The sequence below is a fragment of the Lutibacter sp. genome (genome assembly GCF_033723435.1).
In the GTDB taxonomy this organism is placed as follows: Bacteria; Bacteroidota; Bacteroidia; order Flavobacteriales; family Flavobacteriaceae; genus Lutibacter.
On sequence record NZ_JAWVXC010000002.1, the window covers coordinates 373,885 to 390,424 of the forward strand.

Here is a 16,540-nt window from a genome sequence, read left to right on the forward strand (position 1 = left end):
ACGAATTGAACCATAGTATATTTTGTGGTTAACTTAAAAAAGAAAGCCCAATTTTTTAATTGTATTTTAAAATAGTTATAGATTAAGGTTTAAAATTAAATATGTTTTCTAAATTTGAAAAATGGCACTTAAAAAATACTATTTAAAAAATTGTGTAGAAGCAGGAACAGATGAAGCTGGTAGAGGTTGCTTAGCAGGTCCAGTGGTTGCTGCGGCAGTAATATTACCGCCAAATTTTAAGCACCCATTATTAAATGACTCTAAACAATTAACTGAAAAAAAACGATTAGAATTAAGACCTTTTATTGAAGAAAATGCGTTGGCATATTCGGTATCGTTTGTGTTTGAAAACAAAATTGATGAAATTAATATTTTGCAAGCATCTATTTTGGCGATGCATCAATCTATAGATAAACTATCTGTAGCACCCAAACATATTATTGTAGATGGAAACAAATTTAATCCGTATAAAAATATAGCGTTTACAACTATTGTTAAAGGAGATGCAAAATACATGAGCATTGCAGCAGCATCTGTATTAGCAAAAACGTATAGAGATGATTTTATGTGTAAAATTCATAAAGAATTTCCAGAGTATCAATGGGATAAAAATAAAGGCTATCCAACTAAAAAGCACCGAAGTGTTATAGCTGAATTAGGCGCAACAAAATATCATAGAAAAACATTTAAATTATTGCCAGATCAATTAAAATTAGCATTATAATTTGATGTAATTTAATTGTAAAAGAATACTTTTGTTCGGTAAAAAATTTAAAATATGATTAAAAGAAACCGAGCAGCTATAACAAAATTTATTATTCATAAAGTTGGAAATAAATTTAATTCCGCTACCAATATATTTTCAGAAACTGAACTAACTTTTGACCAAGAAAGTTATGAATTAATGGTTCCTTTTTTATTAAAACCTTTTGTGAATTTAGCGCAAAGTTATCGGTTTAACCATCATGCAAATATCGATTTAAACGAAATTAATAGCTATGCTACACAAATTTTTAATGATGAAACGGTATTTGTAGAAATTTCAAAACATATAGTTAATCATTTATACGAGCAATCTAATTCTGCACAAATAAAAACAGGCGATGTACTAATTGCAATTATCGAAGATATAGAGTACAACGAAGTGTTAACCAATGCTATAGGTATTTTTAAAATTGAAAATAAACTAGATTTTTTTCAAACCTATATGGACAATAATAGTTTTGATGTTGCTGTTCAAAAAGGAATTAGTACTAAAAAATTAGATAAAGGTTGTTTAATAATTAACACTTCAGATGCGGATGGCAAAGTAGTTTTAAGTGTTGATGCTAATAATTACGATGCTAATTATTGGGTAAATCATTTTTTAAATTTAAAATATGCTAATGATAACAATCAGCATACACAAAACTATATTGAAATGTGTAAAGAGTTTTCTGAAGAAATTTTAAAAGATGATTTTGGAATTCAGGAAAAAAATAAGTTTTTGGCAAAAACGGTTGATTTTTTAAAGGAAAACGAAACGGTAAACATTCACGATTTTAAAGAAGAAATTTTTGATGAAAATGAGGATCAAAAGGAATTATTTGATACTTACAAAAAACAATATGAAGAGGTAAATGATGTATTAGTTAGAAATCAGTTTGCAGTTTCTGAAATTGTTTTGAAAAAGCAAAAACAAAAAATTAAAACAGAAATAAAATTAGATACTAATATACAAATTAAGTTAGATGTTGATGCGCCAGATGCATCTATTGAATATATAGAAAAAGGATATGATGAGGATAAAAAAATGAAATTTTACAAAGTATATTTTAACGAAGAAGAATAAATTTAGAAAAAATTATTAGTTACATTTTAGCAAATTTAGCCTCAAATAATTCTGAAAAATGCTTTAATATTTTTGATTTAACTTCTTCTAAAGGAACTTTTCTATTTATTTCCGCTTCTAAGGAAGTAACTGCTTTTCCTTTTATACCACAAGGAATAATATTATCAAAATAACCTAAATCTGTAGTCACATTTAAAGCAAATCCATGCATAGTAACCCAGCGACTAGATCTAACTCCCATAGCACAAATTTTACGAGCAAATGGTGTTCCAACTCCTAACCAAACACCTGTTTCCCCTTTGCTCCGTTCACTTTGTAAACCATATTCTGCCAAGGTTTTTATAATTACTTCTTCTAAAAAACGTAAATATTTATGAATATCTGTAAAAAAGTTATCTAAGTCTAAAATAGGATAACCAACAATTTGACCTGGCCCGTGATAGGTGATATCGCCTCCACGATTAATTTTATAAAATGAAGCACCTTTAGCAATTAACTGTTCTTCAGACAATAATAAATTTTGAATATCTCCACTTTTTCCTAAGGTATAAACATGAGGATGTTCAACAAAAATAAAATAATTAGGAGTTGGTTTTTGGGTGTCATTTTTACGATTTTCAATTTTAACATCAATTATTTCTTTAAATAATTTTTCTTGATAGTCCCAAGTGTCTTTATAATCTTTTAAACCTAATTCTATAAGTTGAATATTTTTCATTAATTATTGGGATTATTATTAATAATAAGTGCAGCAATTACGCCAGGAATCCATCCTAAACAAGTTAATATAAACACAATTAAAATAGAACCACAACCTTTGTCAATAACTGCTAAAGGAGGAAATATAATACAAAGTAACACTCTAAAACACCCCATATATATTATTTTATTTTAATTATAGAATTTCAAAGGTCTTAAAAATAAATAAAACCCACAACGTTAACTAATAAAGAGTTATATTTTGGTAGTTTTTTAGTGTTTATTTAAAAATAAGTTGCCCCACATTTTGCACATCTACATCCACATTTGCTGGATGATTATATGAAATTACATTTCCAACGGAATGGATACTACCAGTTAAGCTTTCTAGAGGATAAATAAGCATGTCATTAGAACTAATTTGTGTAACATTTATATTTTTAGCTTTAAAATTTTTGCCTTCAAAACGAGTGTCGCCATCCGAAAAACTAATATCTAAATTGTTAGTTGTTCCGTCTATATGAAAAGTTGCAATGCCGTTACTCCATATTCTTACTTTATCATTTTCAATAGTTAGGTTAAAATCTCCAATGGCTAAATATTTTCTTTTTTCACCTGAGGATCTTAAATATAACGATGGGTAAGTAAGTGTATTTGTTGAAGTTATGTTTTGTTCTGAAGCATTTCTAATTTCTGTTAAATTTGGTGAAGTAACATATACTTTGGTAATGCCATAATCTCTAAAAAAATTACAAGTGTTATTGTTAATTAGCACTAATTGGTTATCTACCACAGAAACGCTAATATCTGGCATTAAATTTTTACCAGTTTCAACAGTTACTTTTTGTGTTGGACCTTCAGTTATTATTAATTCAATTTTGTCGTGAACCACAATTTTAGTAAAGTTGTCTAACGTAAATTCTTTTTGAATTTTTTCTCCAACGGTTTGCCAGCAGTCACCAGCTTTTTCACTATTACAGCTAATGCTTCCAATTAAAATAAGAATGTAAAGTATTTTTTTCATAAGTACTTTTAAAATTTATAACCTAAACCTATTTCTAAACCTTCTGCTCTAAATAAATTTGCTTTTAAAGTAACTTCGGAAAACAAATGTTTGGATATTTTATACTTAAATCCAAATCGTTCATAAAGTCTGCTTACATAAGGAAACGGATAATAAGCATAATATCCTATTTGAGAGACAAAAGCAAAATGATTTTGGGTTAATTCATGACCAATAAAAATTCCTATTCTACTATAATCGTTTGGATTATAATTTTTTCCAGTAATAGTAGCTTCATTTTTTATGTATTCTTTTAAAAATTTAGAATCAAAATAATCCGCACCTAAAGTTAGTGTTGAATATTTATTAAGGTATTTGCTTCCATAAAATGTAAAGGTGTAAAAAGGAAATAAGCCACTATCAATAATTAGGGATTCGTTATAACCAACTCTAACCAATACATTATAGTTCCATTTATAGGATTTTTCTACAGTTGTTAAAGGTTCAGGTTTTGTATTAATTATTGGGTTTTGATATTTTATTCCAAAATGGAGGGAAACGGTATTGATACCTAAATTCGGATTTTTAAATGCAATATTTGAAAAATGTACTAGGCTAAATCCAGAAGACAAGGTTATTTTTTTGTTTAGGAAGTATTTAAAATAATTTAATTTTAAAAAAGCAGTAACTAATAAATGAGAGCCCAAAGCAAAATTTTCAGAATTTGTGGCGGCATTATAAGGTTTATTAGCATAACCTAATCCAAAACCTGTAGTAAGTTTTAGTTTAAATTTATTATTTTGGCGAATAGCATAAGCATAATGTCTATAAGCTCCAACAGCTTCTCCTAAAATAGAAGAATTGTAATTTAAATAAATTAAGGAAAATCCTTTATCAGGATAATTATATAAAGTATTAAATTCAGATTTTTGATTGTTTGGTGTATTTAGTAAAACCATTAATCCATAACTATTTCCTTGAATTGCGTTGTGTAATGATTTATCGTGTTCGATATTTTTTCCAATAAAAAAATCACTTTCCACGCTTTTAAAAAAAGAAGAATTTTGTGCAAAAATACTTGTGCTTAATAATAAAAAAACGATGTAAATTATTTGTTTCATATTACATTCTAATTCCAACTCCAAATTCAACAGTTTCAGCGTTAGCAGCGTGTGCTTTTAAACGAACAGTAGCAAACCATTTTTTATTGAAATATCTTTTTAAACCAAGAGTTTCATAATAAACAGCCTGATATACATAAGGAGATTTTATATAATAGGCTAATGTGGTTTCTACAGATACTTTATTTATAAATAATTCGTGTCCAATAAATAATCCAACACGAGAAAATTCATGAGCTTCTTTTAAATGAGAATAAGGTATCGTCTCGTTAATTTTATAAAAATCTTTTACAATTGGAGAAATATATAAATCCAATCCTAACTGTAAAGCAGAAATTCTACTTATTCTTTTATCGGCGTAAACTGAAGCTACAAAAAAGGGTCTTTGTCCGCTACCAATAATTTCCGATTCATTAATTCCTCCTCGAACTGCTATGTTAAGTTTAATTGGTTCTGTATACTTCTTTGATTCAGAAGAAGGAATAAAAGAATTGTTTTTAAGATTTGGAGTTAAATTATAATTTAAACCTACTGCAAATGCCCATAAATTAACTCCAGAATTTGGAGATTTTACATTAGAATTAGAAGCGTGAATAAAGGTTAAACCTGCATTAAGTCCAATATTTTTAATTAGATTTTCGTGTTGGTAGTATAGTTTAAAATAAGTGCTCGAATTTAAGTGTGTACCAAACGCAGTATTTTTATTGTTGGTTACTTTGTTGTATGGATGCGTGTTGTAAGCTAAACCAATTCCAGCTCTAATAATTAACTGATTTTTATGAAGTCTGTTTAATAAATAAAAATTATAATGCCCATAAACTGCATACAGTTTTCCTAAAATTTCAGAGTGATAATCATAAAAACCTAATGAATAACCAAAATCTGGATAATTAAAATGTTCTTGCCATTTTTCTTCTCCAAAACTTCTTTTATTATAACTTAATATAAAACCAGTTGGATGTCCTTGTAGAAAAGCTGTTGCATCTGGATTATGTGCAATAATATTTCCATAGATATAATCGGCTTGAAGATAAGAAGATTTTGTTTGTGCAAAACTATAAAAACAGTTTAGTAAGCCTAATAGAAAAAATAACTTTTTCATCAAAATAAATACAATTAATTAAGTTTAAAGTGAATTTGTTCTTTTTTTAAATTTTCTAATAATTCATTAGAAATATTCACTTTAAAACTTCTGCTTGGCATTGTTAATTTTAAATTTTCTTTGGGCTCAAAAATAGTAAATTGAATTGGTTTTTTACCTTCATAATTTTTTAAAACTGTATTTATTTTTTGAATGTTTTCTTTAGTTACGTCGTTATTTAATAAATTAATAGTCAGTTTTTTAGAAAATTGTTCTAAGATATCGGATAAAAGTTGAACGTTTGTAAATGAAAGACGTACGTCTGTTTTATTCCAACTTGGACGACAACTAATTTTTAAATATAAAAAAGAATTCATCACTAAAAAGTGCCTGAATTTTAAGTATTCTTCTCCAAAAATTCTAAAATTGTACGAACCTGAAAAGTCTTCTAAAGTAAACATTGCCCATCCATTACCTTTCTGATTAGTTCTATGTTCTACATTAGAAACAATTCCACCAATGGCAACATCTTTATTAAGTAAATTTTCTAAATTTTCAAATTCAGAAAGAGGTGTTTTACAATAGGTTTCAATTTCTGTTTTAAAATCATCTAACGGATGACCAGAAATGTAAATACCAATAACTTCTTTTTCTTTAGATAATTTTTCCATAATTCCCCATTTCTCACAAAAAGGAATATCAGGTTCAGGAAATTGAATTTCAGAAGCTTCGCCAAATAAAGAAACTTGAGAAGAATTTTTATTTTCCTGATATTTATTTCCAAATCTAATAGCTTTTTCTATAAATGAAATATTACGTTCATCTTTTAAAAAATATTGAGCTCTGTTGGTATTAGAAAAGGAATCAAAACCTCCCGCCAATACTATACCATCAATTGCCCTTTTGGTTACGGTACGCAAATCTACTCTTTTGGTTAAATCAAAAATAGAATTATAGTTTCCATTTTTCTTTCGCTCCTCAACAATGGCAGCAACAGCATTTGCTCCAACTCCTTTTATTGCACCCATTCCAAAACGAACTGCACCTTGTTGGTTAACCGCAAATTTATAGTACGATTCATTAATATCCGGACCTAAAACTGCTATTCCTGCACGTCTACATTCTTCCATAAAAAAGGTAACCTGTTTTATGTCATTCATATTATTTGAAAGTACGGCAGCCATAAATTCTGCAGGATAATGAGCTTTTAAATACGCAGTTTGGTAAGCAATATACGCATAACAGGTTGAATGTGATTTGTTAAATGCATAAGCGGCGAATGCTTCCCAGTCTTTCCAAATTTTTTCTAGTATTTCTTCAGGATGATTATTTGCAATACCTCCTTTTATAAACTTAGGTTTTAGTTTTTCAAGTAAGGCAAAAATCTTTTTCCCCATTGCTTTACGCAACATATCCGCTTCACCTTTAGTAAAGTTTGCTAATTTTTGAGAAAGTAACATAACTTGCTCTTGATAAACCGTAACGCCATAAGTTTCTTTTAAAAACTCTTCCATTTCTGGCAAGTCATATTCAATAGCTTCTATGCCGTGTTTACGCATTATAAACAAAGGAATATATTCCATTGGACCAGGACGATACAGAGCATTCATAGCAATTAAATCTGCAAATTCCGTTGGTTTTAAAGCTTTTAAATGTTTTTGCATTCCGGGAGATTCGTACTGAAAAACACCAACCGTTTCTCCTTTTTGAAATAGTTCAAAAGTTTTAAAATCATCTAAAGGAAAATCATCTGGAATTAATTCTTTTCCATGAATTGCTTTTATAATTTTAATGGTATCCTTTATAAGTGTAAGTGTTTTTAAACCAAGAAAATCCATTTTAAGTAACCCTGCACTTTCTACAACACTGTTATCGTATTGCGTAACGTACATGTCAGAATCTTTAGCAGTAGCAACAGGAATTAAATTGGTAATATCTTCAGGTGTAATGATAACTCCACAAGCGTGAATTCCAGTGTTTCTAACAGTACCTTCAAGGTTGTGCGCCTGATTTATGGTACGTGCTTCTAAATCATCTCCTTCTGATAATTTGATTAATTCAGCAACGCAATCGTAATCTTCTTTTCGAAGTTCTTTTATTTTAGCTTTACTTTTTTCATCTTCTCCAAATATATTTTTTAGTTTAATATTTGGAATAAGTTTTGCAATTCTATCTGCGTCTGAAAGAGGTAAATCTAATGCTCTGGCAGTATCTCTAATAGAAGATTTAGCTGCCATAGTGCCGTAAGTTACTATTTGCGCAACTTGATTTGCACCATATTTATCAATTACAAAATCTAATACTTTTTGCCGTCCTTCATCGTCAAAATCAATATCAATATCGGGTAAAGAAACACGATCAGGATTTAGAAAACGCTCAAAAAGTAGGTCGTATTTAATAGGGTCAATATTGGTTATCCATAAACAATATGCCACTACAGAACCAGCTGCAGAACCACGTCCAGGGCCAACAGAAACTCCCATTTTTCTAGCCTCTAAAATAAAATCCCAAACAATTAAAAAGTAGCCTGGATATCCAGTTTTTTTAATGGTTTCTAGTTCAAAGTTTATTCGTTCTTCTACTTCTTTGGTGAGGTTTTCACCATATCTTTTTTTAGCGCCTTCAAAAGTTAGATGTTTTAAATACGCATTTTCTCCTCTAACACCATTATCTTTTTCATCTTCTGGATTTATAAATTCGTTTGGAATATTAAATTTTGGAAGTAAAACATCACGTTGTAAATTATAGATTTCAATTTGATCTATAATTTCTTGAATGTTGGTTATAGCATCAGGAATATCTGAAAATAACATTTTCATTTCTTCTTGAGACTTAAAATAATATTCATTATTAGGTAAACCGTTACGGTAACCCCGGCCTTTACCTTTTGGAGTAGCTAATTTTTCGTTTTCCTTTACACATAATAAAATGTCATGAGCTTCAGCATCTTCTTTTTTTGTGTAAAAAGTATCGTTAGTGGCAATTAATTTTACGTTATGTTTTTTTGAGAATTGAATAAGTACGTCATTAACGTGATTTTCATTTTCTTGGTGGTGACGCATAATTTCTAGATAGAAATTAGAACCAAATTGTTCTTTCCACCATAATAAAGCTTCTTCTGCTTGATTTTCACCAATATTTAGAATTTTACTAGGGATTTCTCCATTTAAATTTCCAGATAATACAATTAAATCTTCTTTATATTCTGCTACTATTTTTTTATCAATTCTTGGAACATAATAAAATCCTTCGGTATGAGAAAGTGAAGACATTTTAGCTAAATTGTGGTATCCATTTCTGTTTTTAGCTAAAAATACAACTTGATATCCATTGTCTTTATGTGTTCTGTCTAAATGATTTTCACAAACATAAAATTCACAACCAACAATAGGTGTAATAGGTGTCTTTTCTTTTTCTTCTTCAGGTTTAGTTTCATTAAATTTAGCTACAGAATTATTGTAATTTATAGCATCTCTAATAAAATAGTAAGAACTCATCATATTGCCAACATCTGTAATAGCAACTGCTGGCATATTAAATTTAACAGCGGCATTTATTAATTGTTGAACATTAGATGTAGATTGAAGAATTGAAAATTGAGAATGACAGTGTAAATGAGCAAAGGAAGCATCTTTAAATTCATCGCTAAGTTTGATGTTTTTAGTAGTAGCTTCTGATTTTTCCTGAGTTTCTTCTTTTAATGTTTTACTAACTTTTTTAAGATTAACATGTTTAAGCCCAACAACTTTAATAGGAGTTGGATTTTTAGCAGTAAACTTTTCAAAATAGTCATTACTTACTTTAAGATCTTCAGTAGTAAACGCTTTTTGACGGATTAATTCTAAAAAACATCTTGTAGTTGCTTCAACATCGGCAGTAGCATTATGTGCTTCGGCAAAAGGAGCATTAAATAAATGTTGATGTAATTCAGTTAACGTAGGAAGTTTAAATTTTCCATACCTACCACCAGGTATTTGGCACATGCTTGCGGTAACTTCCGTACAAGTATCTAAAACTGGCATTTCATTTAATGAAGTACTAATTTCAGTTCTTACATACTCACAACCCATGATATTAAGGTCAAATTTTACATTTTGACCAACTATGAATTTTGCTTTGGCAATAGCTTTATTAAAAATTTCTAAAACGGTAGTTAATTCTTCTCCATTTTCAGTAGCTAATTGTGTTGAAATACCATGAATTTGTTCGGCATCATAAGGAATATTAAACCCATCTGGCTTAATTAGAAAGTCTTGATGTTCAATTAAAGCTCCAAACTCATCATGCAATTGCCATGCTATTTGAATACATCTAGGCCAATTATCAGTGTCTGTAATTGGAGCATTCCAACGTTTAGGTAAACCAGTAGTTTCAGTATCAAATATTAAAAACATGTAGTGCGTATTTCGTAAAAAAAATGAGATTTTAAAAATAGGAATTTAATAAGTGTTAGACTTTTAAAACTCATAATTTTTATTAACAATCTAAAAACAGAGCGTCTTTTAAATGTATTTTTTAAGTTGAATTTTATTTTAAAAAGTCACTTAAAAATAAATAATATTAAAACCTAACAATAATCATATTTTATAACTTTTATAACCGTTAACTTTATAGTATCGAGTTAATTTTAGACTAGAAATTATGGTGAAACTTGATTTAAATAGTTTTAAAAACACTGATTATAATAGTGTTGTAAAACATGAAGGAATAATTTCTAAGATTTCAAAAAATAAAGTTACCGTTTCTTTATTTGGAAATGCAAATTGTGAAACTTGTAACGCAAAAGGAGCTTGTGGAGTTTCAGATTCAAGTGTAAAAGAGATAGAAATTTTTGATGTAAATAATTCGTATCAACTTCAGGAAACAGTCCACGTAATTTTAAAAAAAGAATTAGGATTGAAAGCTGTTTTTTTTGCATATGTTTTTCCATTTATACTTATGTTTTTCATTTTAATAATTTCTATACCATTTTTTAAAGAGTGGATTGCAGGTTTACTATCAATTTTAGTTTTAATTCCTTATTACTTAATTATTTATTTAATGAAAAATCCATTGGAAAAGATGTTTAAAATTTCAATAATAAAAATAAATTAAATTGACAGTTTCTGTTTTATATAGTGTTTTATTATTAGCTTCTTTAGGTATTATTGCAGCAGTGGTTTTGTATGTGGTTTCTAAAAAATTTTATGTTTATGAAAATCCTTTGATAGCTGAGGTGGAAGAATTATTGCCTTCTGCCAATTGTGGTGGATGTGGTTCTCCTGGATGTAAATCTTTTGCAGAAAAACTAGTAAATACAGATGATATTTCCGATTTATTTTGTCCTGTTGGAGGTAATGATGTTATGAAGTTAGTAGCTGAAACTTTAGGGAAAGAGGTAGCTGAAAAAGATCCAACTGTAGCGGTTATACGATGTCAAGGTAACTGTGAGGTTAGAAGAAAAACATCAGAATATCAAGGTCCAAAAACTTGCGCAATTTCTGCTATGATTTACAGCGGAGAAACAGATTGTCAGTATGGTTGTCTAGGAGATGGCGATTGTGTTGTTGCCTGTAAATTTGATGCCATGTATATGGATGAAGAAAATGGCTTGCCTATCATTATTTCGGATAAATGTACTTCTTGTGGTGCTTGTGTTGATGCTTGTCCTAGAGATATTATAGAAATGCGTCCAAAAAACAAACGTGATTTGAAAATTTTTGTAGGATGTTTAAATGAAGATAAAGCAGGTATTGCAAAAAAAGCTTGTGATGTTGCTTGTATTGGATGTTCAAAATGTGAAGATGTATGTCCAAAAGATGCAGTTATTATGATAAATAATTTAGCATATATAGATCCTGTACTTTGTACTTTATGTAGAAAATGCGTTCCAGTATGTCCAACACATTCAATTATTGAAACCAATTTTCCGCCAAGAAAAGAAAAAATTGAAGTTAAAAAAGTAGTAGAAAATGTTGAATCCGTAAAATCTCAAACAAATGCTTAAAACATTTCCTAAAGGCGGTATTCATCCCCCCGAAAATAAATTAACTTCATTCAAAGAAATAAAACGAATGTCTTTGCCGAAAGTTGTGTATGTTCCTATATCACAGCATATTGGTATTCCTTCTGAAATTGTAGTAGCAGTAAAAGAAAAAGTTCAAAAAGGACAAGTTATAGCTAAATCTGGCGGATTTGTTTCTTCGAATATACATTCTCCAGTTGCAGGTACAGTAACCAAATTGGATAAAATTATCGATTCTAGTGGTTATAAAAAACAATGTATTGTAATTAGAACGGATGTAAAAGATGCTTCAAATTTAGAAGAAATGGAATATCCTCTAAAAGAAGAAATAATGTTAACACCAAAAGAAATTTTACAGCGAATTTCAGACTATGGTATTGTAGGTTTGGGTGGAGCAACATTTCCTTCTCACGTAAAGTTGAGTGTGAAAGAAGATAAAAAAATGGATTGCTTGGTGGTTAATGGAGTAGAGTGTGAGCCTTATTTAACGGCAGATCATAGATTGATGTTGGAAAAGACAAAAGAAATTGTAGTTGGTATTAAAATTTTAATGTACTCCTTACCTGTTGATAAAGTTATTATTGGAATTGAAAATAATAAAAAGAACGCAATTCAAGCTTTTTTAAAAGCTACAAAAAGCGAAAAAAATATACATGTAGCAGCATTAAAAGTTAAGTATCCGCAAGGAAGCGAAAAACAATTGGTAAAAGCATTACTAAAAAGAGAAGTTCCTAAAAATGGCTTGCCACTTGATGTGGGCGTAATTGTACATAATGTAGGAACTATTTTTGCTATTTATCAAGCGGTACAACATAATATGCCTTTAACGGAAAGGGTAGTTACAGTAACAGGTAAAAAGCTAGAAAATCCTTCTAATTATTGGGTTAAAATAGGAACTCCAATCACAGATTTAATTAACGAAGTTGGAGGGTTTCCAGAAGGAACTCGTAAATTGGTAAATGGAGGTCCAATGATGGGTAAAGCTATTAAAAATACAGATGTGCCAATTACTAAAGGAACTTCAGGAATTTTGGTTATTTCTGAAGATGAAGCGAGTAGAGGAGAACAGCAAAATTGCATTCGTTGTGGAGAATGTGTTTATGTGTGCCCAATGGGATTAGAACCTCATTTATTAATGAATTTATCTGAAAAAGGATTATATGAAAAAGCTTTTTCAGAAGATATTTTAACCTGTATAGAATGTGGTTCTTGTAGTTATATATGTCCATCACATAGACCGTTATTAGATTTCATTCGGTTTGGAAAAAATATCGTTAAAAATTTACAAAACGCTAAAAATTAAAAATGAGTAATCCACCTATTATAGTTTCAGCTTCACCGCATATACATTCAGAAAAATCATTAAAAAAAATAATGTACGATGTGGTTATAGCTTTGGTTCCTGCTTTTTTAGTTTCCATGTATGTGTTTGGAATTAATGCGTTTGTGGTAACTGCTGTAGCAGTGGTTTCTTGTTTGTTATTTGAGTATTTAATACAGAAATATTTGTTAAAAACTAATATAACCATTACGGATGGTTCAGCATTAATAACAGGAATTTTATTAGCCTTTAATTTGCCTTCTGGATTGCCAATTTGGATGGTGGTTATTGGTAGTTTATTTGCTATTGGAGTTGTAAAAATGTCGTTTGGAGGATTAGGTTTTAATATTTTTAATCCAGCTTTAGCGGGAAGAGTTTTTTTATTGATTTCTTTTCCTGTGCAAATGACCATGTGGCCAACTGCCGTTGAAAATAATGCCACAATGATTGATGCAGTTTCAGGAGCTACGCCTTTAGGAATTATAAAAGAGGGCGTAATGTATGGAGATACCATAACGAGTTTAAGTTCTAAAATACCTTCAACTATGGATATGTTGTTAGGAATTACAGGAGGTTCATTAGGGGAAATGTCAGCATTAGCATTGTTAATAGGAGGAGCTTATCTTTTATACAGGCGAGTAATATCGTGGCATATTCCAATAACTATGTTGGTAACAATTGGTATAATGACCAGTATATTTTGGTTGATAAATCCAGAGCATTATGCAAATCCTTTAATTCATCTGTTATCAGGAGGAGCTATTTTAGGAGCTTTTTTTATGGCAACAGATTTAGTTACTAGTCCAATGACCAAAAAGGGAATGTTTGTTTTTGCAATAGGAATAGGGGTAATTACAGTGGTAATCAGACTTTTTGGAGCTTACCCGGAAGGAGTTTCTTTTGCAATATTAATAATGAATGCTTTTGTGCCACTAATTAACAGCTATTTTAAACCACGTCGTTTTGGAGCTGCAATAAAATCTAAAATTATGTAATTATGAGCAAAAAAGAGTCAACATTTATAAATATGGTGGTATCTCTTTTGGTAATCACTATAATTTCAGGGTTTTTATTAGGGTATGTTAACGATTTAACAATTAAGCCAAAAGCAAAGGCTAGATTACAAAAAAAGGTGGATGCATTAAAAATAGTACTTCCTGAGTTTGATAATAATCCTGTTGAAAATATCAAAAAGATAAAATCGGAAAAATCTAAAGATAGTATTGAAATATATACTGCATATTTAAATAAAAGTATAGTAGGTACTGCAATAACAAGTTCTTCGGAAAAAGGATTTAATGGATTAGTAAAATTAATGGTTGGTTTTAAGCTTAATGGAAACATACAAAATATTCAAATATTAGATCAAAAAGAAACACCTGGATTGGGAACGAAAATGAAAGGAGATAATTTTATTAAACAATTTAGAGGTAAAAATCCTTCGATCTATAAATTAAAAGTAAAAAAGGATGGTGGAGATATTGATGCTTTAACCGGTGCTACAATTAGTTCTAGAGCATTTGCTGAATCGGTTCAACTGGCTTATGATGAATTTGTAAAAACAAAAAAGTCAACTAAAACAACTGAAAATTAAGAATTATGGCTGGTATAATAAATCAAAAGCAAAATTTCTTAAAAGGAATTGTTAAAGAAAACCCAATATTTGTAATGTTATTGGGTATGTGCCCAACTTTAGGTGTTACAACATCGGCATTTAATGGTTTAGGAATGGGAGTAGCAACATTATTTGTGCTGTTAATGTCGAATATTGTAGTTTCATTAGTAAAAAATCAAATACCAAATAAAGTTCGTATTCCAGCATTTATAATCATTATCGCATCATTTGTAACCGTTGTTGAAATGGTATTAGAAGCATTTGTTCCATTCTTGTATGAGCAATTAGGAATATTTATTCCATTAATTGTTGTTAACTGTTTAATATTAGGAAGAGCAGAAGCTTTTGCATCCAAAAATAATGTTTTGTCATCTATTATTGACGCTTTGGGAATGGGAATAGGGTTTGTAATAGCACTTACAGTTTTAGGAGCCACACGCGAAATGTTAGGAAATGGAAGTCTATTTGATTTTAAAATTTTTTCAGAAAATGTAAATACTTTTATAGTTTTTATATTACCCCCAGGAGCTTTTATTGCTTTGGCGTATTTAACGGTTTTATTTAATAAAGTAACTTCTAAAATAGTTGGATAATGGAATATATTGTAATACTAATAGCCGCAGTTTTTGTTAATAACATTGTTTTATCACAGTTTTTAGGAATTTGCCCTTTTTTAGGAGTTTCTAATAAAGTTTCAACTTCTGTGGGAATGTCTGGCGCAGTTTTATTTGTAATGACAATTGCTACAACAGCAACCTATTTGTTATATGAATATATATTAGTTCCGGCTGGTTTGGATTATTTAAAAACAATTACCTTTATTTTGGTTATTGCCGCATTGGTACAAATGGTTGAAATAATTTTAAAAAGAGTAAGTCCACCATTATATCAAGCATTAGGAGTATTTTTACCATTAATTACCACTAATTGTGCGGTGTTAGGAGTAGCAATTTTAGCATTAGGATTAGAAAATGGTAGTTTATTAAAAGCAGTGTTTTTTGCAATAGCAAATTCCATAGGTTTTGCTTTAGCACTTATTTTATTTGCAAGTATTAGAGAACATTTAGAATTGGCAAATATTCCAAAAGGGATGAAAGGTGTACCAATTAATTTATTGGTTGCAGGGCTTTTATCACTTGCTTTTTTAGGTTTTACAGGTTTAGTATAAAATATACTGAAATTGAGTGTGTTATTTCAAAAAAAACTCACTATCTTTGCGCACTTAAAAATTAATAACCAAGGTCGAGAACCTTAAAAATTAAAACAAAATGCCAGTAAAAATTAGATTACAAAGACACGGTAAAAAAGGAAAACCATTTTATTGGATTGTAGCTGCAGATGTACGCTCAAAAAGAGATGGTAAGTATTTAGAAAAAATTGGAACTTATAATCCAAATACAAATCCAGCTTCTATTGATTTAGATGTTGATGGAGCTGTAAAATGGTTACAAAACGGTGCACAACCAACAGATACTGCAAAAGCAATTTTATCTTATAAAGGAGCAATGCTTAAAAATCATTTAGTTGGAGGAGTAAGAAAAGGAGCTTTAACTGAAGAGCAAGCTGAAGAAAAATTTAAAGCTTGGTTAGAAGAGAAAGAAGCAAAAATTCAAGCTAAAAAAGATGGTTTATCTAAAGCTGAAGCAAAAGCAAGAGCAGAAGCTTTAAAAGCAGAAGCTAAAATAAACGAAGAACGTTCAGCTGCTGCTAAAGAAGCTGAAGAAGCTGCAATTAAAGCAGAAGCAGACGCAAAAGCTGAAGCAAAAGCAGCAGAAGAAGTAGTAGAGGAAACTGCTCCTGAAACTATTGATGACGCACAAGCTGCAGCATCTGAAGAAGGTAAAACTGAGTAAATATTCAATACG

At 29.6% G+C, this 16,540-nt stretch carries 16 protein-coding genes; 10 read left to right on the forward strand and 6 right to left on the reverse strand.

Translation table 11 applies throughout. The features are described from left to right. Positions 1-121 precede the first annotated feature (121 nt). Positions 122-724, forward strand: coding sequence for a ribonuclease HII (locus R3342_RS04630; protein ID WP_318938508.1), 603 nt, complete (start codon positions 122-124; stop codon positions 722-724). A gap of 54 nt (positions 725-778) precedes the next feature. Then, on the forward strand, positions 779-1,831 hold the full coding sequence (locus tag R3342_RS04635; protein WP_318938509.1) for a nucleoid-associated protein: 1,053 nt from the start codon (positions 779-781) through the stop codon (positions 1,829-1,831). Between the two features lie 19 nt (positions 1,832-1,850). Here R3342_RS04635 and lipB read toward each other — a convergent pair whose 3' ends face one another. From lipB to dnaE, 6 genes are all read right to left on the reverse strand, one after another. Beyond that, positions 1,851-2,549, reverse strand: a complete 699-nt coding sequence (gene lipB / locus R3342_RS04640; protein WP_318938510.1) for a lipoyl(octanoyl) transferase LipB — start codon at positions 2,547-2,549, stop codon at positions 1,851-1,853. Next, a complete protein-coding gene (locus tag R3342_RS04645) occupies positions 2,549-2,707 on the reverse strand; it encodes a YqaE/Pmp3 family membrane protein (RefSeq protein WP_318938511.1) in 159 nt (52 codons plus the stop codon). The genes lipB and R3342_RS04645 overlap by 1 nt, the downstream gene beginning before the upstream one ends. Positions 2,708-2,810: 103 nt before the next feature. Continuing rightward, positions 2,811-3,554 (reverse strand): head GIN domain-containing protein, encoded by a 744-nt coding sequence (locus R3342_RS04650; RefSeq protein WP_318938512.1) that lies wholly within the window; start codon positions 3,552-3,554, stop codon positions 2,811-2,813. Between the two features lie 8 nt (positions 3,555-3,562). Further along, positions 3,563-4,654, reverse strand: coding sequence for an acyloxyacyl hydrolase (locus R3342_RS04655; RefSeq protein WP_318938513.1), 1,092 nt, complete (start codon positions 4,652-4,654; stop codon positions 3,563-3,565). A 1-nt stretch (position 4,655) separates the two neighbouring features. Next, on the reverse strand, positions 4,656-5,756 hold the full coding sequence (locus tag R3342_RS04660; protein ID WP_318938514.1) for an acyloxyacyl hydrolase: 1,101 nt from the start codon (positions 5,754-5,756) through the stop codon (positions 4,656-4,658). A gap of 14 nt (positions 5,757-5,770) precedes the next feature. Continuing rightward, positions 5,771-10,129, reverse strand: a complete 4,359-nt coding sequence (dnaE, locus tag R3342_RS04665) for a DNA polymerase III subunit alpha (RefSeq protein WP_318938515.1) — start codon at positions 10,127-10,129, stop codon at positions 5,771-5,773. A 247-nt stretch (positions 10,130-10,376) separates the two neighbouring features. On the opposite strand from dnaE, the gene R3342_RS04670 reads away from it, so the two are divergent. From R3342_RS04670 to R3342_RS04705, 8 genes are all read left to right on the forward strand, one after another. Beyond that, on the forward strand, positions 10,377-10,829 hold the full coding sequence (locus R3342_RS04670) for a SoxR reducing system RseC family protein (protein ID WP_318938516.1): 453 nt from the start codon (positions 10,377-10,379) through the stop codon (positions 10,827-10,829). A gap of 1 nt (position 10,830) precedes the next feature. Beyond that, positions 10,831-11,721 (forward strand): Fe-S cluster domain-containing protein, encoded by an 891-nt coding sequence (locus tag R3342_RS04675; RefSeq protein WP_318938517.1) that lies wholly within the window; start codon positions 10,831-10,833, stop codon positions 11,719-11,721. Then, complete coding sequence (gene rsxC / locus R3342_RS04680) at positions 11,714-13,042, forward strand: electron transport complex subunit RsxC (RefSeq protein WP_318938518.1); 1,329 nt, start codon at positions 11,714-11,716, stop codon at positions 13,040-13,042. Before R3342_RS04675 ends, rsxC begins: the two co-directional genes overlap by 8 nt. A gap of 2 nt (positions 13,043-13,044) precedes the next feature. Continuing rightward, a complete protein-coding gene (locus tag R3342_RS04685; RefSeq protein ID WP_318938519.1) occupies positions 13,045-14,055 on the forward strand; it encodes an RnfABCDGE type electron transport complex subunit D in 1,011 nt (336 codons plus the stop codon). A gap of 2 nt (positions 14,056-14,057) precedes the next feature. Further along, on the forward strand, positions 14,058-14,654 hold the full coding sequence (locus R3342_RS04690; RefSeq protein ID WP_318938520.1) for an RnfABCDGE type electron transport complex subunit G: 597 nt from the start codon (positions 14,058-14,060) through the stop codon (positions 14,652-14,654). A 5-nt stretch (positions 14,655-14,659) separates the two neighbouring features. After that, positions 14,660-15,268, forward strand: a complete 609-nt coding sequence (locus tag R3342_RS04695; protein ID WP_318938521.1) for an electron transport complex subunit E — start codon at positions 14,660-14,662, stop codon at positions 15,266-15,268. Beyond that, a complete protein-coding gene (locus R3342_RS04700) occupies positions 15,268-15,843 on the forward strand; it encodes an electron transport complex protein RnfA (protein WP_318938522.1) in 576 nt (191 codons plus the stop codon). The genes R3342_RS04695 and R3342_RS04700 overlap by 1 nt, the downstream gene beginning before the upstream one ends. 100 nt (positions 15,844-15,943) lie before the next feature. Next, positions 15,944-16,528, forward strand: coding sequence for a 30S ribosomal protein S16 (locus R3342_RS04705; protein WP_318938523.1), 585 nt, complete (start codon positions 15,944-15,946; stop codon positions 16,526-16,528). Positions 16,529-16,540 lie beyond the last annotated feature (12 nt).